Here is an 18589-nt window from a genome sequence, read left to right on the forward strand (position 1 = left end):
CCGGCCGGGCCGGAGCGCCGGGTCCGGAAACGACAACGCCGCCCGGAGGCGGCGTTGGGGTCCAGCGGCGTGGCCGTTACTGCAGGTTGGCCAGCATCCAGTCGACGGTGGCGATGACCTGCTCGTCGGTCAGGGCGGGGTTGCCGCCCTTCGGCGGCATCACGCCGGTGTTGCCGGTGAAGCCTTCGATCGCGTGCTGGTGCAGCACGTCGACGCCCTTCGGGATGCGGCTGGCCCAGTCGGCCGAGGTCATGGTCGGTGCGCCGCCGGCGCCGGAGGTGTGGCAGCCGGTGCACAGGTTGTTGAAGATCACCGAGCCGTCCATGGTGCCGCCGTAGGCGACCTGGGACGCGGCGGCCGCGGCGGCGGCGGCGGTCGCCGCGGCCTGCGCGGCGGCGCCGGTGCTGCCGGCATAGACCGCGCCGACCGGCGTGATGCGCGCCTCGGTACGCCGGGTGACGGCTTCCGGCACGTCATGCGGCAGCGACTTGTGCACGAAGTACGCGACGATCATCAGGCCGAAGGTGAACAGGATCAGGAACCCGATCACCAGGGAGAATCTCTTGAGGAACTCGAGGTCGTAGTTGCGCACGATCCACCAGACAAAAAAGGTTGGCGCGCCCGGAGGGATTCGAACCCCCGACCAATGGCTTCGGAAGCCACTACTCTATCCGGCTGAGCTACGGGCGCCTGGCTAGGACGCGGGACCGGCGGGCCGGACACGCGAGCAGGGCATTCTAGCGGCAAAGCGCGCCCGTGTCTGGCCCTCGCGCGACGACCCACGCGGTCGGCTCCGTTAACCTTCCCGCATGGACGACCCCACTTCCCCGGCGCCGGGCGTGCCCGCCTGGCGTGCGCGGCTGGCGCTGTACTGGAAACTGACCCGCAACGACCGCCCGATCGGCTGGCTGCTGCTGCTGTGGCCGACCTGGTGGGGCCTGTGGCTGGCGGCCGAAGGCGTGCCGCCGCTGTGGACCTGGTTCGTGTTCACCGCCGGGGTCTGGCTGACCCGCTCGGCCGGCTGCGTGATCAACGACTATGCCGACCGCTGGCTCGACCCGCATGTCGAGCGCACCCGCGCGCGGCCGCTGGCGACCGGCGCGGTGCGTGGCCGCGAGGCGCTGGCGCTGTTCGCGGTGCTGATGCTGGCGGCGTTCGCGCTGGTGCTGACGCTCAACCGGCTGACCGTGTACCTCAGCTTCGTCGGCGTGGTGCTGGCGGCCAGCTATCCCTACCTCAAGCGCTACACCTACCTGCCGCAGGTCTACCTGGGCATGGCGTTCGGCTGGGGCATTCCGATGGCGTTCGCCGCGGTCACCGGCGAGGTGCCGGCGCTGGCGTGGCTGTTGTACGTCGCCAACATCCTGTGGTCGACCGCGTACGACACCTGGTACGCGATGGTCGACCGCGAGGACGACCTCAAGGTCGGCAGCAAGTCGACGGCGATCCTGTTCGGCGAGCTGGACCTGGTCGCACAGGGCGTGCTGTACGCGCTGGTGTTCGCGGCGCTGGCGCTGGTCGGGCAGCGCGCCGGACTCGGTGGCGCCTACTGGACCGGCTGGGGCGTGGCGCTGGCGCTGGTGCTGTGGGAATTCCGGATCACCCGCCGCCGCGAGCGCGACGTCTGCTTCCGCGCATTCCTGCACAACCACTGGGTGGGGCTGGCGGTGTTCGGCGGGATCGCGGTGGACTACACGTTGCGGTGAACGAGCGCCCTGGTGCAGGTCGCCTGATTTCCCGGCACGGGTAGGAGCGACGTGAGTCGCGACCCACTGACCACCGGGTCAGGTGGGTCAACGCAGAACCGTGATCGGGCGATCAAACGCCGCGATGATCGCGCCGGAGGCGGTGGTCAGTGAGTCGCGACTCACGTCGCTCCTACATGTGTGCAGCGGAAGACAGTTGAGCTCACGGCACCCGCGCGCATACCCACGCATCGACCCGCTCCACCCCGGCGCGACGCAGTGCGGTCGCGGCGGCGTGCAGGGTGGCGCCGGTGGTCATCACGTCGTCGACCAGCACCACGTGCGCGGGCAGCCCGATGCCGGGACGGACCGCAAAGGCGTCGCGCAGGTTGTGCCGGCGCCGGTCGGCGTCGAGCCGGGACTGCGGCGCGGTGTGGCGCGTCCGCACCAGCACGTCGCACTGCAGCGGCAGGCCCAGTGCGCGCGACAGCGGCCGGGCCAGCTCCAGCGCCTGGTCGTAACCGCGCTGGCGCAGCCGCAGCCGGTGCAGTGGCAGCGGGTGCAGGGTGGCCGGCGCCGCCCAGCTACGGGCGACCGGCGCGAAGGCGTCCATCATCAGCTGGGCGAGCAGCCGGCCCGCGGCGAGGTCGCGGTGGAACTTGAAGCGCGGCAGCAACCGGTCCAGCGGCGAGCGGTAGAGACAGGCCGCATGCGTTTCGGCCAGCGGCGCGCGGACGCCGAGACAGGCACCGCAGAGCGCCCGCGGGTCGTTCGCCGCGCGGGCGGCGCGGGTGTCGTGATCGCCCTCCAGAGACGGCGGGCATCCCGGTGCCGGCGCGGCGGTGCCGGGCGGCAGCGGCAGCGGCAGCGCGCAGCGGCGGCAGGCGTTGCCCAGCCACGGCAGGGCGGCCGCGCAGGCCGCGCAGAGGTCGCGCCCGGCGCCGCGCGCCCCGCACAGCAGGCAGCGTGGCGGCCACAACCAGCGCCCGAGCATGGCGCGGCGACTGTCAACCTGTTCGGGGATGTGCAGGTTGACAGTGCCGGCCATGATTTCCAGACTGCGCTCCCGCCCCGCGCGCGTCTGTCGGAAATCCCCCATGGTTGCTGTCAGCGAAACCCGCCTCCGCCACGACTGGTCGAGGGGGGAGGTCCGCGCGCTGTTCGACCTGCCGTTCCCGGAACTGCTGCACCGCGCCGCCAGCGTGCACCGCGACCATTTCGACCCGGCCGAGGTGCAGGTCAGCACGCTGCTGTCGGTGAAGACCGGCGGCTGCCCGGAAGACTGCGCGTACTGCCCGCAGGCGCAGCGCTACCACACCGGGGTCGAGGCGCAGAAGCTGATGTCGACCGACGCCGTGCTCGAGCGCGCCCGCGCGGCCAAGGCGGCCGGTGCCAGCCGCTTCTGCATGGGCGCGGCGTGGCGCTCGCCGAAGGACCGCGACATCCCGAAGGTGGCCGAGATGATCGCCGGGGTGAAGGCGCTCGGGCTGGAGACCTGCGCCACCCTCGGCATGCTCAGCGGCGAGCAGGCCAGGTCGCTGAAGGACGCCGGCCTCGACTACTACAACCACAACCTCGACACCGCGCCCGAGTTCTACAACGAGATCATCCACACCCGCGAGTTCCAGGACCGGCTCGACACCCTCGGCCACGTGCGCGACGCCGGCATGAAGACCTGCTGCGGCGGTATCGTCGGCATGGGCGAGTCGCGCGAGCAGCGCGCCGGCCTGCTGCAGACCCTGGCCAACCTGCCCGCGCATCCGGACTCGGTGCCGATCAACCGGCTGGTGCAGGTCGAGGGCACGCCGCTGGCCGGCACCGCCGAGCTGGACCCGTTCGAGTTCGTCCGCACCATTGCCGTCGCCCGCCTGCTGATGCCGCGTTCGATGGTGCGGCTGTCGGCGGGCCGCGAGCAGATGAGCGACGAGCTGCAGGCGCTGTGCTTCCTCGCCGGCGCCAACTCGATCTTCTACGGCGAAAAATTGTTGACCACCGGCAACCCCGACACCGAGCGCGATCTGGCATTGTTCGAGCGACTCGGCCTGCGCCCGATGCAGGTCGTCGAGACAGCGGACACTCCGGGGGGCACCGTGCACGCCGACATCATCGAACCCGACAGCCACGCCACCGGCACGGACGCCGCCCGCCCGACCTGCGCGGCCTGAGCCGTGGCGCGCCCGTCCTGGCGTGAGCGGATCGACGCCGCCCGCGACGCGCGCGTGGCCGCCTCGCGCCGTCGCGTGCGCCGGGTGGCCACCCATCGCGACGGAGCCCACGTCGAGCTCGACGGCCGCCGCCTGCTGAACTTCTGCGGCAACGATTACCTTGGCCTGTCGCAGCACTATGCGGTGGTCGGCGCGCTGCAGGACACCGCCTCGCGCGAAGGTGCGGGCGGGGTCGGTTCGCACCTGGTCTGCGGCCACCACCAGGTCCACGACGCCCTCGAAAAGGAACTGGCCGACTGGCTCGGCGCGCCGCGCGCGCTGCTGCTGGGCAGCGGCTTCCTCGCCAACCTCGCGGTGATCCAGGCGCTGCTCGGCGACGGCGATGTCTGCGTGCAGGACCGGCTCAACCACGCCAGCCTGATCGACGCCGCGCGGCTGGCCGGCTGCCGCCTGCGGCGCTACCCGCACAACGACCCCGAAGGCGCGATCCGGCAGCTGCGCAGCCTGCCCGAGGGCGTTGCGATGCTGGCCACGGATGGCGTGTTCAGCATGGACGGCGACCTCGCTCCGCTGCGCGAGCTGGCGATCGTCGCCCGCGCGCAGCACGCCCTGCTGTACGTCGACGACGCCCACGGCATCGGCGTGGTCGGGCCCGACGGCCGCGGCAGCGTGGCCGCGGCGCGGCTCGGGGTCGAGCAGGTGCCGCTGCAACTGGCGACGCTGGGCAAGGCGCTCGGCGGCTACGGCGCCGCCGTGGTCGGCGACGCCGCGCTGGTCGAGCACCTGGCCGAGACCGCGCGGCCGTACATCTACACCACCGCGTTGCCGCCGGCGCAGGCCGCGGCGTCGCTGGCGGCGGTCAAGCTGGCCCGCACCGAGCGCTGGCGCCGGGAGAAGCTGGGCGAACTGGCGGTGCGGCTGCGCGCCAGGGCCAAGGCGGCCGGCCTGGTGCTGCTGCCTTCGGACACGCCGATCCAGCCGGTGCTGGTCGGCGACGACGCACGTGCGCTGTCGATGTCGGCGTCGCTGGAAAAGGACGGCTACTGGGTCGCCGCGATCCGCCCGCCGACCGTGCCCGAGGGCCGGGCGCGGCTGCGGATCACGCTGTCCGCGCTGCACGGGCCGGCCGATATCGACGGCCTCGTGCAGGCCCTGGTGGTCGCGCGCGACCGCGCCGAGGCGGAGGCGCGGGTCGCCTCGATCCAGGGCTGGCCGGCATGAGCCGGCGCACGCCCCACCACTGACAGACACTGGAACGAACCGATGTTCATCGAGACGCACGGGCGCGGCCCCGCGCTGGCGTTGATCCACGGCTGGGCCATGCATGGCGGGTTGTTCGCACCGCTGGTCGAGCGGCTGGCCGGGCGCTACACCCTGCACCTGGTCGACCTGCCCGGGCACGGCCATGCGCGCGACGACGCCGCGCCGCTGGAGCCCGCCGCACTGGCCGCGGCGCTGGTCGAGCGCGTTCCCGACGCGGCCTGGCTGGGCTGGTCGCTCGGCGGCCAGGTCGCCCTGCGCGCCGCGCTCGACCATCCCGACCGGATGCGCGGGCTGGTGATGGTCGCGTCCTCGCCGCGGTTCGTGCGCGACGACACCGACGGCTGGCCGCACGGTGTCAGCACCAGTCTGTTCGGCAACTTCGGTGACGCGCTGGAACGCGATTTCCGCGGCACGCTGGAGGGCTTCCTCGCGCTGGAGTCGCTCGGTTCGGCCAGTGCGCAGGACGAGTTGCGGCGGCTGCGCGCGCAGGCGTTCGAGCGCGGCGAGCCGGCGCCGCGCGCGCTGCAGGAAGGTCTGGCGCTGCTGGATTCGGTCGACCTGCGCGCCGAGCTGCCACGGCTGCGGGTACCGAGCCTGTGGCTGTCCGGCCGCCGCGACCGGCTGGTGCCGTCCGGTGCGATGCCGGCGGCCGCGGCCCTCGCGCCCGGCGCACGCAGCGTGGTGATCGACGGCGCCGGCCATGCGCCGTTCCTCGGCGCCGCCGACCGGGTCGCCGCCGAGATCGACGGCTTCATGCAGTCGCTCGCCGCCAACGACGTGGGCGGGGCGCGGCCGGCGGTAAGGCGGTCATGAGCGGCCTGTTCGACCACCGCCAGGTCCGTCGCGCGTTCTCGCGCGCCGCCCACGGTTACGACTCCGCCGCGGCGCTGCAGCGCGAAGTGGCCTCGCGGCTGATGGAGCAGCTCGACTACCTCGACGATCCCGCGCTCGGCCGCGCGCCGCCGGAGGTGGTGGTCGACCTCGGCTGCGGCCCCGGCCACGCCGCCGCCGCCATGCAGAAGCGCTGGCCGAAGGCGCAGGTGCTCGCGCTCGACCTCGCCCCCGGGATGCTGGCCGAGGCCCGCCGCAACGCCGCCGAAGCGGCTGGACTGGCGGGCCGGCTCAACCCGTTCACCCGGCGCCCGTTGCCGGTCTGCGCCGACGCCCGCGCGCTGCCGCTGCGCGACGCCAGCGTCGACGTGCTGTTCTCCAACCTGTGCCTGCAGTGGGTCGAAGACCTGCCGGCGGTGTTCGCCGGCTTCCGCCGGGTGCTCAAGCCGGGCGGGCTGCTGCTGGTATCCACCTTCGGGCCGGACACGCTGTGGGAGCTGCGCGAGGCCTTCGCCGCCGCCGACGAGGCACCGCACGTGAGCCTGTTCCCGGCGATCGGCCAGTTCGGCGACGCCCTCGTCGCCGCCGGTTTCAAGGACCCGGTGCTGGACCGCGACGAGTTCCGCCTCGGCCATCCCGACCTGGCCCACCTGATGCGCGAGCTGCGCACGATCGGTGCCACCAACGCCATGGCGACCCGCCGCCGCAGCCTCACCGGCCGCGTCCGCTTCGCCCGCGCCGCCGAGGCCTACGAGCCGCTGCGCCTGCGCGACGGCGGGGCGCTGGGCGGCCAGCTCCCGGCCAGCTGGGAGGTCATCTACGCCCACGCGTGGGGGCCGCCACCGGGCGCGCCGATCCGCACCGGCGGCGTCGACGAGGTCAGCGTGCCGCTGTCGAACATCAAGGTGCGCCGGCGCTAGCCGCCCGGCGACGATGACGCACGGCATCGACCCTCGCCGCACCGCGCTGCTCGCCGTGGCGATCGCGCTGGCCGCGGCGTTGTTCTTCACCTGCGCCTACGTGCTCAACCGCGCCGCCGCCACGGGTGGCGGGCACTGGGCGTGGACGGCGGCGCTGCGTTACCTGATCACCCTGCCGCTGATGCTGCCGCTGATGCGCTGGCAGGGCGGGGTGGCGCCGGTGTGGCGGGCGATCCGGGCCCATCCGGGGCCGTGGCTGGGCTGGAGCGCGGTCGGGTTCGTGCTGTTCTACTGCGGGCTCAGCTACGCCGCCGCCAGCGGGCCGTCGTGGCTGGTGGCGGGCACCTTCCAGCTGACCGTGATCGCCGGCATGTTGTGCGCGCCGTTCCTGTACGACGACGAGCGGCGCCGGATTCCTCTGCCGGCGCTGGCGGCCGGGCTGGTGGTGGTCGCCGGGGTGCTGCTGATGCAGTTCGGCGTCGGCGGCGGTTCGCTGGACCGCGACGGCTGGATCGCGCTGGGCTGCGTGGCGGTGGCCGCGGTGGCCTACCCGCTCGGCAACCGCGGACTGCTGCTGCACCTGGAGCGACATCCCGGCGGGCCTGCGCTCAATGCGACCCAGCGGGTGTTCGGCTTGACCCTGGCCAGCCAGCCGGCGTGGCTCGCGCTGGCGCTGTATGCCGCGGTCGATGCGGGGGCGCCGTCGGCCGGGCAGGTCTGGCTCGCGGCGGGGGTGGCGCTCGGTGCCGGGATCATCGCCACCGTGCTGTTCTTCCAGGCCACCGGGATGGTGCGCAACGAACCCACCGCGCTGGCCGCGGCCGAGGCGATGCAGGCGGCCGAGATCCTGTTCGCCACCGTGATCGGGGTGTTGTGGCTGGGTGAGCGCTGGCCGCAGGGACGCGCCTTGTGGGGCGCGGCGCTGGTGGTCGCGGGCATCGCGGTTTTCAGCTGGATCGCCGCGCGCGGCGCCGCCGGCGACCCGCGCGCCACCCGCGTGCTGCGCAGCGAGCGCGGTGGCTGACCGGGGGCGGGCATTGGTCGGGCGCATCGGCGCAACGACGCGGCGTTCAGGTGCCTGAGACTAGGGTCGCTGCATCCCGCCACGTCCGCCTCCGATGCCGCCGATTCCGCGCCTTCGTTCCCTTGTCACCCGGCTGCCCGTCTGCGCGCTGCTGTGCACGCCCTCCGCGGCCGCGTTGGCGCAGCAGCCCGAGCCCGCCGCGGCGATCGAACAATGGGGTTTCGACCCGGCCGTGCTCGTCGCCGACGGCACCGAACTGCTGGCGCGCGCGCCGGACCGCTCGATCGACGCCCTGTTCCAGGCCGTGCACGCAAGCAGTCGCGACGCGGCCGACGCGCAGGTGCTGTGCCGCTTGTTCGACCCCGCCGCCGACCGCAGCCTGGCGGGCCTCAACGCCACCGCCGCGCGGCTGAGCGACGCCAGCCGCGAGCGCTTCGCCGGCGCCGTGGCCGAAGTATTCGTCGGCGCCATGCAGCATCCACCGCGCACCCGCGACCCGGCGCCGGCCCGCCAGGCCCTGCGCGCGGCGGGTGTACGGGCGGCGATGCTCAACGACGACTTCACCGCCGGCCTGCAGGGCGATGACCACGCTGGGCGCTGCCGTTCGGTGTCGATGCTGCTCGACAGCCTGCACGGCCAGCCGCTCGCCGAACGCGCCGCGGTCACCCGGCTGTTGCTGGTCGAGGGAATGGCGCGACTGGCCAGCGGCGACTTCGCCGCCGCCGGAGAGAACCCGCAGCCGTTGTAGCGGCGGCACGAGGTAGGAGCGACGTGAGTCGCGACCCACTGGGAACCGGCGGCGCGGCGTTTGACGCGGTAAACCACTCGAGCGACCGCGACGTCGCGCTGATCGCGGACGCCCCGGAGGTCAGGGGGTCGCGACTTGCGTCGCTCCTACACAAGCCCGACACGGCGCCCCCACGTCGATCTAGTCCACCTGCGAGATCCACGCCGGCAGGTTGTAGTAGTTGCTGACCCGGGTGATCCGCCCGTCGGCGATCGCGAAGAACGCGCCACCCGGCAGCCGGTAGCGCTGGCCGCGCGCCGGCGGCAGGCCGGGGTCGTCGACCAGGTACTCGCCATTGACGACGTACTCGGCCGCGGCGCGCGCGCCGTCGGGCGAGGTCATCACCACGATGTCGTGCAACTGCTCGCGGTAATGCGTGGCCATGCGCCGGAGGAAGGCCGCGAACGCTTCGCGCCCGGTCTCGCGCGGGCCCTGGTTGAGGTCGTGCTCGACCGCGTCGTCGAGCAGGCCGAGCATGCCGTCCCAGTCGCCGCGGTTGAACGCGGCGTAGTAGGCCAGCACCAGCTCGGTGGCGCGGTCGTTGCTGCGGGTGCCGTCGATCTTCATGGGCGGGTCCGGCTCAGCGGGCGATGGCGAACAGCGCGGGCAGGGCATCGAGGTCGACGTTGCCGCCGGTCAGCACGATGCCGACGCGCTGGCCGGCAAAGCGCTTCGGCTGCGCCAGCACCGCAGCCAGCGCGATCGCCGATGACGGCTCGACCAGTTGCTTGCAATGGCGCCAGATCAGCCGCATGGCGCGCACCGTGTCGGCGTCGCCGACCACCAGCGCCCTGGCGTCGTGGCGCTGCAGCAGGTGGAAGTTGGGTGCGCCGAGGGTGCCGCGCAGGCCGTCGCAGACCGTGTCGGGGACGAAATCGGTGACCCGCTCGCCGCGCTGCAGCGAGGCCGCGGTCTCCGCCGCACCGGCCGGTTCGGCCAGCCAGAGCGCGGTCCGCGGCGAACACGCGGCGAGCGCAAGCGCACTGCCCGACGCCAGCCCGCCGCCGCCGACCGGCACCACCACCGCGTCGAACGGATCGGGCGACGACAGCAGTTCCAGCACTGCGGTGCCCTGGCCGGCGATCACCCGCGGGTCGGTGTACGGGTGCACGAGTTCGGCGCCGCTGGCGCGACGGACCTGCTCGCACATCGCCTCGCGCGCGGAAATGCCCGGCGCGCAGTGGTGCAGGGTGGCCCCGTAGCCGGCGATCGCCGCGAGCTTGGCCGCGACCGCGCCTTCGGGCACCACCACGTGGCAGCCGATTCCGCGGGTCCGCGCCGCCAGCGCCAGCGCCGCGCCGTGGTTGCCGGAGGAATGGGTGACCACCCCGCGGGCGGCCTGTGGTCCGTCGAGCGACCACACCGCGTTGCAGGCGCCGCGGAACTTGAACGCGCCGGCGCGCTGCAGATGCTCGGCCTTGAAATGCAGCTCGCACCCGGCCATCGCGTCGAGCGTGCGCGAGCGCAGTACCGGGGTGGCATGCGCATGCGGGGCGATGCGGGCGGCGGCGGCGAGCACGGCATCGAAGTCGGCCACCGCGGCGGCAGGTGGACGCGGGACGGAAGCGGGCTCGGCGGGGGTGTCCATCCGCCGGAGCCTAGCGCAAGCGCTGCCGCCCGGCGTCAACTTCGGGGCTGTTGGTGCGTTGGAGTAACGTGGCTCCCAACTCGCGCGCTCACCCAACACGTCCGCGGTGTGCGCGCTGCGTTCCACGCCGCATCCAGATGCGTCCATGACGGGCCGGTGCGCCTGAACCAGTCAGCTGAAGCCCGGCGCATTACCCGAAATTAAGCGCGAGTTCAATACCTCGGCCGGACGATGGCTGCATACCAAGGGGGATTCGAAATGATCCGCAAGCTCCTGCTTCCCGCCCTGGCGGTCGCCGTCCTCAGCGGCTGCATGACCAGTGGCTACACCTATCGCCAGGACCGTGGCGACTACTACTACGGCCAGCCGTCCACCGAGTACCGCTACCACGGCAGCCCGTACGGCTACTACGGCAACGGGTACTACGGCAGCGGCTACTACTCGCGCTACTACGGCTACCCCGGCTATTACCGCTACCCGTACGGCTACGGCCGCTATCCCTACGGCTACTACCGGCCGCCGGTGGTGATCCGCCCCGGCCATGGCGGTGGCCACCACGATGGCGGCAATGACCACCACGACCGCGACGACGACCGCAAGGCCCCGTGGCGCGACATCGGCCGCCTGCAGCGCGAGCGGCTGGAGCGGTCCACCCCCGTGGTGCCGCAGCGGGCGCCGCGTCCGGCGGCGTCGGTCCGCCCGGCTCCGCCGCCGCGCGCCACCCGCGACCGCGGCGGCTCGCGCATGGAGCAGATCATGCGGCGGGCGCGCAGCGGCGCCGTCGATCGCCAGCGCGAGGTCGAGCGGTAACCGGGCGTTTTGCATGACGGGCTGACGCGGGTATTGACAGATTGCGTCGCAATGCGACGTAATTGGGGCGTCGCTTCAATGTCGACGTCCGACGCGGAATCACGGATCCCCCCTGTTCCGTCCCCGTCGGGCGTCGGCGCCCTCACCGAAAGCCCCGCCCCGCGGGGCTTTCGCGTGTCTGGACAGGGGTAGGCGGACGGCCGCGGCAGCAGGCCGGAAAGCCACCGGACGGTCGCGGCGCGGCGCGGCGGGGCCGCGCAAAATCCGCGCAACCCATGAGCAGCGCTGCGCTTTTTGGGCCCTACGGGGGCCTGCTGCGGCCGCCAGCCGACGAACGGTAGACAAAAAAAGGGGCCGGACGTCCCCCGACATCCGGCCCCTGCGCTTCCCCGACGGGCACCTGGTCGGCCCCTGTTCCAATTCCGACCGGCGCCTGGCGCCTGCCCCGTTGGGTGCAGGAATGAGAACGCACGAAGCGTGCCAAGGTTGACGTGGTCTTAACAGAACATCTGAACGTGCCTTGGACCCGGAGCGCCACGTCCGGGCCGCCCCTCTTCGCGGAGCCGTAAAATCACGTCCTCTCGCGCCTTCCGCCGCCATGCCGCACCGTGGCCTGCATCGACATGACCCAGAGCTTCCACCAATACGACGTCATCGTGGTCGGCGGCGGCCACGCCGGTACCGAGGCCGCGCTGGCCGCGGCCCGCGCCGGTGCCCGCACGCTCCTGCTGACCCACGCGATCGAGACGGTCGGCGCGATGAGCTGCAACCCGGCGATCGGCGGGATCGGCAAGGGGCACCTGGTCCGCGAGATCGACGCGCTCGGTGGCGTCATGGCGCGCGCCGCCGACGCCGCGGGCATCCAGTGGCGTCGGCTCAACGCCAGCAAGGGCCCGGCGGTGCGCGCGACGCGCTGCCAGGCCGACCGCAACCTCTACCGCGCCTTCGTCCGCCGCGCGGTCGAGAACCAGCCGAACCTGACCCTGTTCCAGGCCGCGGTCGACGACATCGAGTTCGCCGCCGGCCGCGTCACCGGCGTGCTGACCCAGACCGGCCTGCGCTTTGTCGCGCCGGCGGTGGTGCTGACCGCCGGCACCTTCCTCGCCGGCAAGGTCCACGTCGGCCAGGCGACCCACGCCGCCGGCCGCGCCGGCGAGCCGCCGGCGACCACGCTCGCCCTTCGCCTGCGCGAAGGGCCGTTCACCGTCGACCGGCTCAAGACCGGCACGCCGCCGCGGATCGACGGCCGCACGCTCGACTACGCGCAGATGGAGGAGCAGCCCGGCGACGACCCGCGCCCGGTGTTCTCGTTCATGGGCAGCCACGCCGACCACCCGCGGCAGGTGTCGTGCTGGATCACCCACACCACCGGACGCACCCACGACATCATCCGCGCCGCGCTCGACCGCAGCCCGCTGTACACCGGCCAGATCGAGGGCACCGGGCCGCGCTACTGCCCGTCGATCGAGGACAAGGTGGTGCGCTTCGCCGAGAAGGCCAGCCACCAGATCTTCGTCGAGCCCGAGGGCCTCGACGTCGCCGAGATCTACCCCAACGGCATCTCGACCTCGCTGCCGTTCGACGTGCAGCTGGAGCTGGTGCGCAGCATCCGTGGCTTCGAGCAGGCCCACATCACCCGGCCCGGCTACGCGATCGAGTACGACTACTTCGACCCGCGCGGCTTGAAGAGCACGCTGGAGACCAAGGCGGTCGCCGGGCTGTTCTTCGCCGGCCAGATCAACGGCACCACCGGCTACGAGGAGGCCGCCGCGCAGGGGCTGCTCGCCGGGCTCAACGCGGCGCGGCTGGTGCGCGATGCCGAGGGCTGGAGCCCGCGCCGCGACGAGGCGTACCTGGGCGTGCTGGTCGACGACCTGGTCACCCACGGCACCAGCGAGCCGTACCGGATGTTCACCAGCCGCGCGGAGTACCGGCTGCAGCTGCGCGAGGACAACGCCGACCTGCGGCTGACGCCGGTCGGGCGGGGCTTCGGGCTGGTCGACGACGCGCGCTGGGCGGCGTTCGAGGCCAAGCGCGAGGCGATCGAAACGGAGCGGGCGCGGCTGGGCGGGGTGTGGGCGGCGCCGAACAATCCGCTGGGGCGCGAGCTGGCGCAGCACGTCGGGGTCGAGGTCAGCCGGGAGACGAGTGCGCTGGACCTGCTGAAGCGGCCGGAGCTGGATTACCGGAAGTTGCTGTCGGCGCCGTCGTTGCAGCCGGCGGTGGCGGACGCGGCGGTGGCGGAGCAGGTCGAGATCGGGGTGAAGTACGCGGGCTATCTGGACCGGCAGCGCGAGGAGATCGAGCGGCAGCGGCGGCACGAGGACACGGTGATTCCGGCGGGATTCGATTTCGTGCAGGTGCGGGGGTTGTCGGCGGAGGTGGCGGGCAAGCTGGAGCGGGTGCGGCCGGAGACGGTCGGGCAGGCGCAGCGGATCCCGGGGATGACGCCGGCGGCGATCTCGCTGCTGCTGGTGCATCTGGCGCGGGGCCGCAGGGAGCGGGTGGCGTAGGGAGTCCGGCGGGGTACCGGCGAAGGGACGCTGATTGGGGTCGGCCGGGGTTGCGGGCTCTGATTTTGTCCGGCTTCGGGTTGCAGGTGCCGGGGGGTTTCGAGGCTTCCGGGCCGGGCGCTTGGTCGGCTCCGGGAGGGACCGGCGCCGCGACCGGGTGCTTGCCGACCGGTTCGGTCGGTCATCCATGACCGACTCACCGGCCGCGGGCATCCATGCCCGCTTCGACAACACCCGGTCGCGGCACCGCTCTTGGCGGGTGTTTTGACGGGGTGCTGCGGGTGGTGCCGGGGTATTGTGTGGTATCGGGGGAATTCGGGCGCGCTGAGGAGGTCGGTCGCGAGGTTTGGAGCCCCGCGATTGGACAAATTTTGTCCACGGTCGAGGCTTTTTGCCTCGATCGCGGCCTTCGGAAGGCGACGGTTGGGCAAAATTTGTCCAGCGTCGGGACCTGCGGCTCCGGCGTTTCTTGCCGTGTTTCGATCCGCGCCGCATGACCGGCAGCCGATCCGCGCTAGGCTGCGGCGATGCGCATCCAGTTGATTCCGGTTCTCGTCCTCGCCGCCGCGCTCGCGGCGTGCCAGCCCTCTGCGCCGGATGGCGCCGCCGCGGGCCGTCCGGCGGCTGGCGCGGAACCAGCCGTTGCGTCGGAAGCGGCGGCGGAGATCGAGGACCCGGCGCCGGCCACGATGGAGCCTTGGGCGTTGCCGAGCCCGGGGCATGCGGCGCAGCCGGATCTGGTGGCGACACCGGATGGTGGCCTGTTGCTGTCGTGGATCGAGCCCGATGGTGCGGGCCATGCGCTGAAGTTCGCGCGCTGGGGCGAAGCGGGGTGGAGCGAACCGCGGGTGATCGCGCGCGGGGACGACTGGTTCGTCAACTGGGCGGACACGCCGCACATCGTCGCGACGGCCGATGGTGCGTTGTGGGCGCACTGGCTGCAGAAGTCGGGGGCGGCGACGTATGCGTATGACGTGGCGCTGGTGCGGTCGGACGACGGCGGTACGAGCTGGTCGCGGCCGGTGCTGGTCAACGACGATGGCACGCCGACCGAGCACGGGTTCGTGTCGCTGTGGCCGGCGGCGGACGACCGGATCGGCGTGGCCTGGCTCGACGGGCGCGAGACCGGCGGCGGGGGACACGATGGCCACGGTGGCGGTGCGGCCGGGGACAGGAACACCGGCGGGTCGGCGGGACACGCGGGTCATGGCGGAGGTTCCGACGAGCACGTGCCACCGGCGATGACGCTGCGCACCGCGGTGTTCGACGCGTCGCTCGCGCGCAGTGGCGAGGCGCGGCTCGATGCGATGACCTGCGACTGCTGCCAGACCGACGCGGCGGTGACCGCGCGTGGGCCGCTGGTGGTCTATCGCGACCGCAGCGTGGACGAGGTGCGCGACGTCGTCGCGACGCGGTTCGACGGCGAGCGCTGGAGTGCGCCGGCGGCGGTGCATGCCGATGGCTGGAGGATGCCGGCGTGCCCGGTCAACGGGCCGGCGCTCGCGGTCGACGGCGCGGTCGCGGTGGTCGGCTGGTATACCGCCGCCGATGGCGTGCCGGCGCTGAAGCTGGCGCGCTCGAGCGATGCCGGCGACACGTACGCCGCACCGGTCACGGTCGACCGGGGCGAGGCGGTGCAGGGCCGGGCGGACGTTGCGCTCGATGGCGATTCGATCTGGGTGCTGTGGACGCGCGAGGATGCCGGCGGGCAGTCGCTGCAGCTGGCGCGGTTCGCGCCGGACCTGTTGCGCGAGTGGCAGCGGATCGAACTGGCCGCGCTGCAGGGGCGTGGCCGCGGCACCGGCTTTGCCCAGCTCGCGCGGGCCGGGGACGGCGCGATGCGGGTGGTATGGACCGACGTCGTCGACGGCACGCCGCGGCTCCACGGGGCGACGGTGCAGGCGAGCCGCTAACGGCGCCGCCGTCTTCGTGTTGCCACCGCGACCGGATGGACGGATGCGGTGCCACTCACGTCGCCGTTGCGCGTCGGTCACGCCTGCGCAACACGTGCCCTGATTGACTCGCCAGCGACGCGCGGCCGCGCCGCGCACCCACGACGGCGAGGCGGCACACATGGCGACACGCAAGGGCACCGACGAACGCGGCACCGGCAAGGCGGGCAAGGACAAGGCGAAGGCCGGCAACGCCGCGAGCAAATCGGCTGCCGCCGGCACCCGCGAAGGCAAGCAGACGGCGCAGGCGCAGCGCGCGCTCCAGCAGAAGGCCGACGCGAAGAGCAGGGCGGCGAAAAAGGCCTCCGGCGGCAAGGCGAAGAAGCAGCCGGTGCAGGCCGGCGCGCGGGACCAGCCGACCAACCCGATGCCGGCCCAGCACCTGGCCAAGCCCGGCCACGAGCACGAGCTCGACCTGCAGCCGCGCTACCTGGCGCCCGACTACAAGGGCAGCGGCAAGCTCGAGGGCATGGCCGCGATCGTGACCGGCGCCGACTCGGGCATCGGCCGCGCGGTGGCGGTGCTGTTCGCGCGCGAGGGCTGCGACGTCGCGGTGCTGCACCTGGCCGAGCACGAGGACGCCGACAGGACCCGCGAGGCGGTCGAGGCCGAGGGCGCGCGCTGCATCGTCATCGCCGGCGACGTCAAGGACACGAAGTTCTGCGAGAAGGCGGTCAAGCAGACGGTCAAGGCGTTCGGCCGGCTCGACGTGCTGGTCAACAACGCCGCCTTCCAGCAGCACGCCGCACGTCCGGAGGACATCGGCGACGCGCAGTGGGACGAGACCCTGCGCACCAACATCGGCGGCTACTTCCGGATGGCGCGCGCGGCGCTGCCGCACATGGGCGAGGGCGCCAGCATCATCAATACCGGCTCGGAAGTGGCGATCTTCGGCAGCGCGCAGCTGCTCGACTACTCGGCCAGCAAGGGCGCGATCCACGCCTTCACGATGTCGCTGGCGGCCAACCTGCTCGACCGCGGCATCCGCGTCAACGCGGTCGCGCCGGGGCCGGTGTGGACGCCGCTCAATCCCGCCGACCGGCCGGCCGAGAAGGTCGCCGATTTCGGCAAGGACAGCGACATGCGCCGGCCCGCGCAGCCGGAGGAAATGTCGCCGGCGTACGTGTTCCTCGCCTCGCCGGTGTGCTCGGGCTACGTCAACGGCGTGATCCTGCCGGCAATGGGCGGGCCGCGCGGCTGACCGTCGGCAGGCGTGATGTCGTCGGCGGCGACGCGGCAGCGCCATCGATGACCGGGCGCGACGGCCGGGTATCCTCGCAGCCCTGAACAGGCACCCGGGGAGCCGCCGATGAAGAACAAGCGCCGCCGACGCGGCACGACGCCGTGCGCCCTGGCCATCGGCCTCGCCGTGTCGATGTTGTCCAGCGTGGCCTTCGCGCAGGTGCGGCCGGTCACTGTCTACCGTGGCACCGCCGGCACGGCGCCGGTGGAACTGCTGCTGGTGCACGACGGGCAGCAGGACGGCCTCGGCGGGTTCCTCGTCGACGGCACCACGCGCCTTCCCGTCGACCTGGAGAAGACGCCGTTCCGCGACGGCGACGCGCCGATGCTCAACGTGCTCGACGATCCGGCGTTGCCCGGTGCCACCCTGGTGCTGGAGCCGATGGCGTACGCCGCGCCACCGCGGTTGCGCGGGCGCCACGTCGACCTGCGCACGCGTGTCGCCGTGCCGGTCGCGCTGGAGCGCATCGTGCGCTTCTCCAGCGATGCGCGCGCGGCGTATGACGGCGAGCTGCTGCAGCCCTTGGCCGACGGGCCGTGGGAGTTCCGCGTGCACGCGCGCAAGGCCATCGGCGAGCACCCCGGCCGGGTCGACCGCATCAGCGTCATCGACCGTTCGAGCGGGGCGCCGGTGCAGGTGATTGACGGCCTTGATGTTCGTTTCGACGGACTTGAAACGCTGCGCCTCGGCTTCTTCGACGACGACGACCGGGTCGATTTCCACGTATCCGCCGTGGCCCCGCCGGCCACCGCAGGTGCCGCGCCCGCGTTCGCGCGCCACTACTACCTGTACGACGCAGCGGCGGGTGGCTACCGCCGGCACGCGCGCCTCGAGGCGCTGGCGCGGGACGGCAGCGTGGCGTTCGAGCGCCGGGGCTGGTTCGTGTTCCGTCCGCGCGACGGCATCGACTACCGCGCCGGCACGGAGGAGCGGCACCGCTACCGGTTCGTCTCACCGCAACAGTTGGAACTGCGCGACGTGTCCGAGGTGGCGTTCTGATGGCCACGACCAGAAGGGGCCGGCGGCGGCACGCGTTTCTGCCCGTCGTTGCGCTGCTCACGCTCGCGCTCGCGCTGCCGGCGGCGGGTTCGCAGGCCGTGTACCAGGGCGACATCGGTGGCTCGGCGGTCACGGTGGTGATCGACTCGTACAACTCGGTCGTGCGCGGCACCTACTTCTACGACCGCCACCGCACGCCGATCCGGCTGCGCCCGACGATGTCGCACGGCGCCCGCGACGCCGCGCTGCACACGTGGATACCGGGCCTCGACGAGCTCGACACCGGCGGCCTGCCGAGCGCGCGCCTGCGGTTCCACCAGAGCGGATTCGGCCCGCATCAGCCCGTCCTCACCGGCAGCTGGACCGACTACCGCAGCGGCCGCTCGCTGCCGATGCGGCTGCGCCAGGTCGCCCATCTGGACCATGACGGCAACCGGCCGGCCGGTCCATGGCCGCTGCTGCAGGCCGCGTCCACCGAACGGTTCTACTTCCAGGTGCCGGTCGAGGCCGGCGCCGCCGTCACCGAGGTGCAGGTGATGGACAAGGCCGGGGGCACGCTGTTCCAGCGCCTGTCGCTGGTGGCGCCGGTGTGCGAGATGGGGATCGACACCGTGCAGGTGGGGCTGGAGCGCGGGCGCGTGCAGTTGCGCGTGGGCGGCAGCGAACACTGCAAGCCGGCGCTGTTCGAGTGGAGCGCCGGCGCCGGCCTGTTCGAACACGCCGGCGCCTGACCCGCCGCTTTCGCCGTTTCCGCGCGACGTCGCACCGCCGGGACCCTCCCGGCGCGCCGTTAAGATGAACCCTCCGTT

At 72.8% G+C, this 18589-nt stretch carries 17 protein-coding genes and 1 tRNA gene; 13 read left to right on the forward strand and 5 right to left on the reverse strand.

Features of this window, described 5'->3' with window-relative positions; translation table 11 throughout:
* Positions 1 to 76: 76 nt before the first annotated feature.
* On the reverse strand, positions 77 to 592 hold the full coding sequence (locus tag U8331_RS01150; protein ID WP_481131808.1) for a c-type cytochrome: 516 nt from the start codon (positions 590 to 592) through the stop codon (positions 77 to 79).
* A 21-nt stretch (positions 593 to 613) separates the two neighbouring features.
* Positions 614 to 690, reverse strand: a tRNA-Arg gene (locus U8331_RS01155).
* A gap of 119 nt (positions 691 to 809) precedes the next feature.
* Between U8331_RS01155 and ubiA the strand changes: the two genes are divergently transcribed.
* Positions 810 to 1706 carry a 4-hydroxybenzoate octaprenyltransferase gene (gene ubiA / locus U8331_RS01160; protein ID WP_481131809.1) on the forward strand — a complete coding sequence of 299 codons (897 nt, stop codon included), beginning with the start codon at positions 810 to 812 and terminating at the stop codon, positions 1704 to 1706.
* Positions 1707 to 1908: 202 nt separating this feature from the next.
* Here the strand turns inward: ubiA and U8331_RS01165 are convergent, their stop codons facing one another.
* The gene (locus tag U8331_RS01165) at positions 1909 to 2733 is read right to left on the reverse strand and encodes a double zinc ribbon domain-containing protein (protein ID WP_481132861.1); all 825 of its coding nucleotides are present in this window, start codon (positions 2731 to 2733) and stop codon (positions 1909 to 1911) included.
* A gap of 49 nt (positions 2734 to 2782) precedes the next feature.
* Here U8331_RS01165 and bioB point away from each other — a divergent pair, with 49 nt between their 5' ends.
* From bioB to U8331_RS01195, 6 genes are all read left to right on the forward strand, one after another.
* The gene (gene bioB / locus U8331_RS01170; protein ID WP_481131810.1) at positions 2783 to 3850 is read left to right on the forward strand and encodes a biotin synthase BioB; all 1068 of its coding nucleotides are present in this window, start codon (positions 2783 to 2785) and stop codon (positions 3848 to 3850) included.
* Between the two features lie 3 nt (positions 3851 to 3853).
* Positions 3854 to 5071 carry an 8-amino-7-oxononanoate synthase gene (bioF, locus tag U8331_RS01175; RefSeq protein ID WP_481131811.1) on the forward strand — a complete coding sequence of 406 codons (1218 nt, stop codon included), beginning with the start codon at positions 3854 to 3856 and terminating at the stop codon, positions 5069 to 5071.
* Between the two features lie 42 nt (positions 5072 to 5113).
* Positions 5114 to 5926: a pimeloyl-ACP methyl ester esterase BioH gene (bioH, locus tag U8331_RS01180; protein WP_481131812.1), complete on the forward strand. Its 813-nt coding sequence runs from the start codon at positions 5114 to 5116 to the stop codon at positions 5924 to 5926.
* Positions 5923 to 6864, forward strand: a complete 942-nt coding sequence (gene bioC / locus U8331_RS01185; protein WP_481131813.1) for a malonyl-ACP O-methyltransferase BioC — start codon at positions 5923 to 5925, stop codon at positions 6862 to 6864. Before bioH ends, bioC begins: the two co-directional genes overlap by 4 nt.
* Before the next feature lie 13 nt (positions 6865 to 6877).
* The gene (locus U8331_RS01190; RefSeq protein ID WP_481131814.1) at positions 6878 to 7888 is read left to right on the forward strand and encodes a multidrug resistance efflux transporter family protein; all 1011 of its coding nucleotides are present in this window, start codon (positions 6878 to 6880) and stop codon (positions 7886 to 7888) included.
* Between the two features lie 94 nt (positions 7889 to 7982).
* Positions 7983 to 8636, forward strand: a complete 654-nt coding sequence (locus U8331_RS01195) for a hypothetical protein (RefSeq protein WP_481131815.1) — start codon at positions 7983 to 7985, stop codon at positions 8634 to 8636.
* Positions 8637 to 8816: 180 nt separating this feature from the next.
* On the opposite strand, the gene U8331_RS01200 is transcribed toward U8331_RS01195, so the two are convergent.
* Together U8331_RS01200 and U8331_RS01205 are read right to left on the reverse strand one after the other, a co-directional pair.
* Entirely contained in the window at positions 8817 to 9242 is a 426-nt protein-coding gene (locus U8331_RS01200) for a ketosteroid isomerase-related protein (RefSeq protein ID WP_481131816.1), read from the reverse strand.
* Between the two features lie 13 nt (positions 9243 to 9255).
* The gene (locus U8331_RS01205; protein WP_481131817.1) at positions 9256 to 10263 is read right to left on the reverse strand and encodes a pyridoxal-phosphate dependent enzyme; all 1008 of its coding nucleotides are present in this window, start codon (positions 10261 to 10263) and stop codon (positions 9256 to 9258) included.
* Between the two features lie 258 nt (positions 10264 to 10521).
* Between U8331_RS01205 and U8331_RS01210 the strand changes: the two genes are divergently transcribed.
* From U8331_RS01210 to U8331_RS01235, 6 genes are all read left to right on the forward strand, one after another.
* Entirely contained in the window at positions 10522 to 11073 is a 552-nt protein-coding gene (locus tag U8331_RS01210; RefSeq protein ID WP_481131818.1) for a hypothetical protein, read from the forward strand.
* Between the two features lie 623 nt (positions 11074 to 11696).
* Entirely contained in the window at positions 11697 to 13586 is a 1890-nt protein-coding gene (gene mnmG / locus U8331_RS01215) for a tRNA uridine-5-carboxymethylaminomethyl(34) synthesis enzyme MnmG (RefSeq protein WP_481131819.1), read from the forward strand.
* 527 nt (positions 13587 to 14113) lie between these two features.
* Positions 14114 to 15499 carry a sialidase family protein gene (locus U8331_RS01220; RefSeq protein ID WP_481131820.1) on the forward strand — a complete coding sequence of 462 codons (1386 nt, stop codon included), beginning with the start codon at positions 14114 to 14116 and terminating at the stop codon, positions 15497 to 15499.
* 160 nt (positions 15500 to 15659) lie between these two features.
* Complete coding sequence (locus U8331_RS01225) at positions 15660 to 16739, forward strand: SDR family oxidoreductase (protein ID WP_481131821.1); 1080 nt, start codon at positions 15660 to 15662, stop codon at positions 16737 to 16739.
* A 108-nt stretch (positions 16740 to 16847) separates the two neighbouring features.
* Entirely contained in the window at positions 16848 to 17780 is a 933-nt protein-coding gene (locus U8331_RS01230; RefSeq protein ID WP_481131822.1) for a hypothetical protein, read from the forward strand.
* Positions 17780 to 18511 carry a hypothetical protein gene (locus U8331_RS01235; RefSeq protein ID WP_481131823.1) on the forward strand — a complete coding sequence of 244 codons (732 nt, stop codon included), beginning with the start codon at positions 17780 to 17782 and terminating at the stop codon, positions 18509 to 18511. Before U8331_RS01230 ends, U8331_RS01235 begins: the two co-directional genes overlap by 1 nt.
* The last annotated feature ends 78 nt before the right edge of the window (positions 18512 to 18589 follow it).

It is taken from the genome of Lysobacter sp. CC-YZS074 (assembly GCF_056739745.1).

What these genes read in the sequence shown, in the direction of transcription:
- ubiA (WP_481131809.1), top strand. Translation starts at nt 810, where the DNA reads ATGGACGACCCCACTTCCCCGGCGCCGGGCGTGCCCGCCTGGCGTGCG.
- U8331_RS01165 (WP_481132861.1), bottom strand. Translation starts at nt 2,733, where the DNA reads ATGGCCGGCACTGTCAACCTGCACATCCCCGAACAGGTTGACAGTCGC.
- bioB (WP_481131810.1), top strand. Translation starts at nt 2,783, where the DNA reads ATGGTTGCTGTCAGCGAAACCCGCCTCCGCCACGACTGGTCGAGGGGG.
- bioH (WP_481131812.1), top strand. Translation starts at nt 5,114, where the DNA reads ATGTTCATCGAGACGCACGGGCGCGGCCCCGCGCTGGCGTTGATCCAC.
- bioC (WP_481131813.1), top strand. Translation starts at nt 5,923, where the DNA reads ATGAGCGGCCTGTTCGACCACCGCCAGGTCCGTCGCGCGTTCTCGCGC.
- U8331_RS01190 (WP_481131814.1), top strand. Translation starts at nt 6,878, where the DNA reads ATGACGCACGGCATCGACCCTCGCCGCACCGCGCTGCTCGCCGTGGCG.
- U8331_RS01195 (WP_481131815.1), top strand. Translation starts at nt 7,983, where the DNA reads ATGCCGCCGATTCCGCGCCTTCGTTCCCTTGTCACCCGGCTGCCCGTC.
- U8331_RS01200 (WP_481131816.1), bottom strand. Translation starts at nt 9,242, where the DNA reads ATGAAGATCGACGGCACCCGCAGCAACGACCGCGCCACCGAGCTGGTG.
- U8331_RS01205 (WP_481131817.1), bottom strand. Translation starts at nt 10,263, where the DNA reads ATGGACACCCCCGCCGAGCCCGCTTCCGTCCCGCGTCCACCTGCCGCC.
- U8331_RS01210 (WP_481131818.1), top strand. Translation starts at nt 10,522, where the DNA reads ATGATCCGCAAGCTCCTGCTTCCCGCCCTGGCGGTCGCCGTCCTCAGC.
- mnmG (WP_481131819.1), top strand. Translation starts at nt 11,697, where the DNA reads ATGACCCAGAGCTTCCACCAATACGACGTCATCGTGGTCGGCGGCGGC.
- U8331_RS01220 (WP_481131820.1), top strand. Translation starts at nt 14,114, where the DNA reads ATGCGCATCCAGTTGATTCCGGTTCTCGTCCTCGCCGCCGCGCTCGCG.
- U8331_RS01225 (WP_481131821.1), top strand. Translation starts at nt 15,660, where the DNA reads ATGGCGACACGCAAGGGCACCGACGAACGCGGCACCGGCAAGGCGGGC.
- U8331_RS01230 (WP_481131822.1), top strand. Translation starts at nt 16,848, where the DNA reads ATGAAGAACAAGCGCCGCCGACGCGGCACGACGCCGTGCGCCCTGGCC.
- U8331_RS01235 (WP_481131823.1), top strand. Translation starts at nt 17,780, where the DNA reads ATGGCCACGACCAGAAGGGGCCGGCGGCGGCACGCGTTTCTGCCCGTC.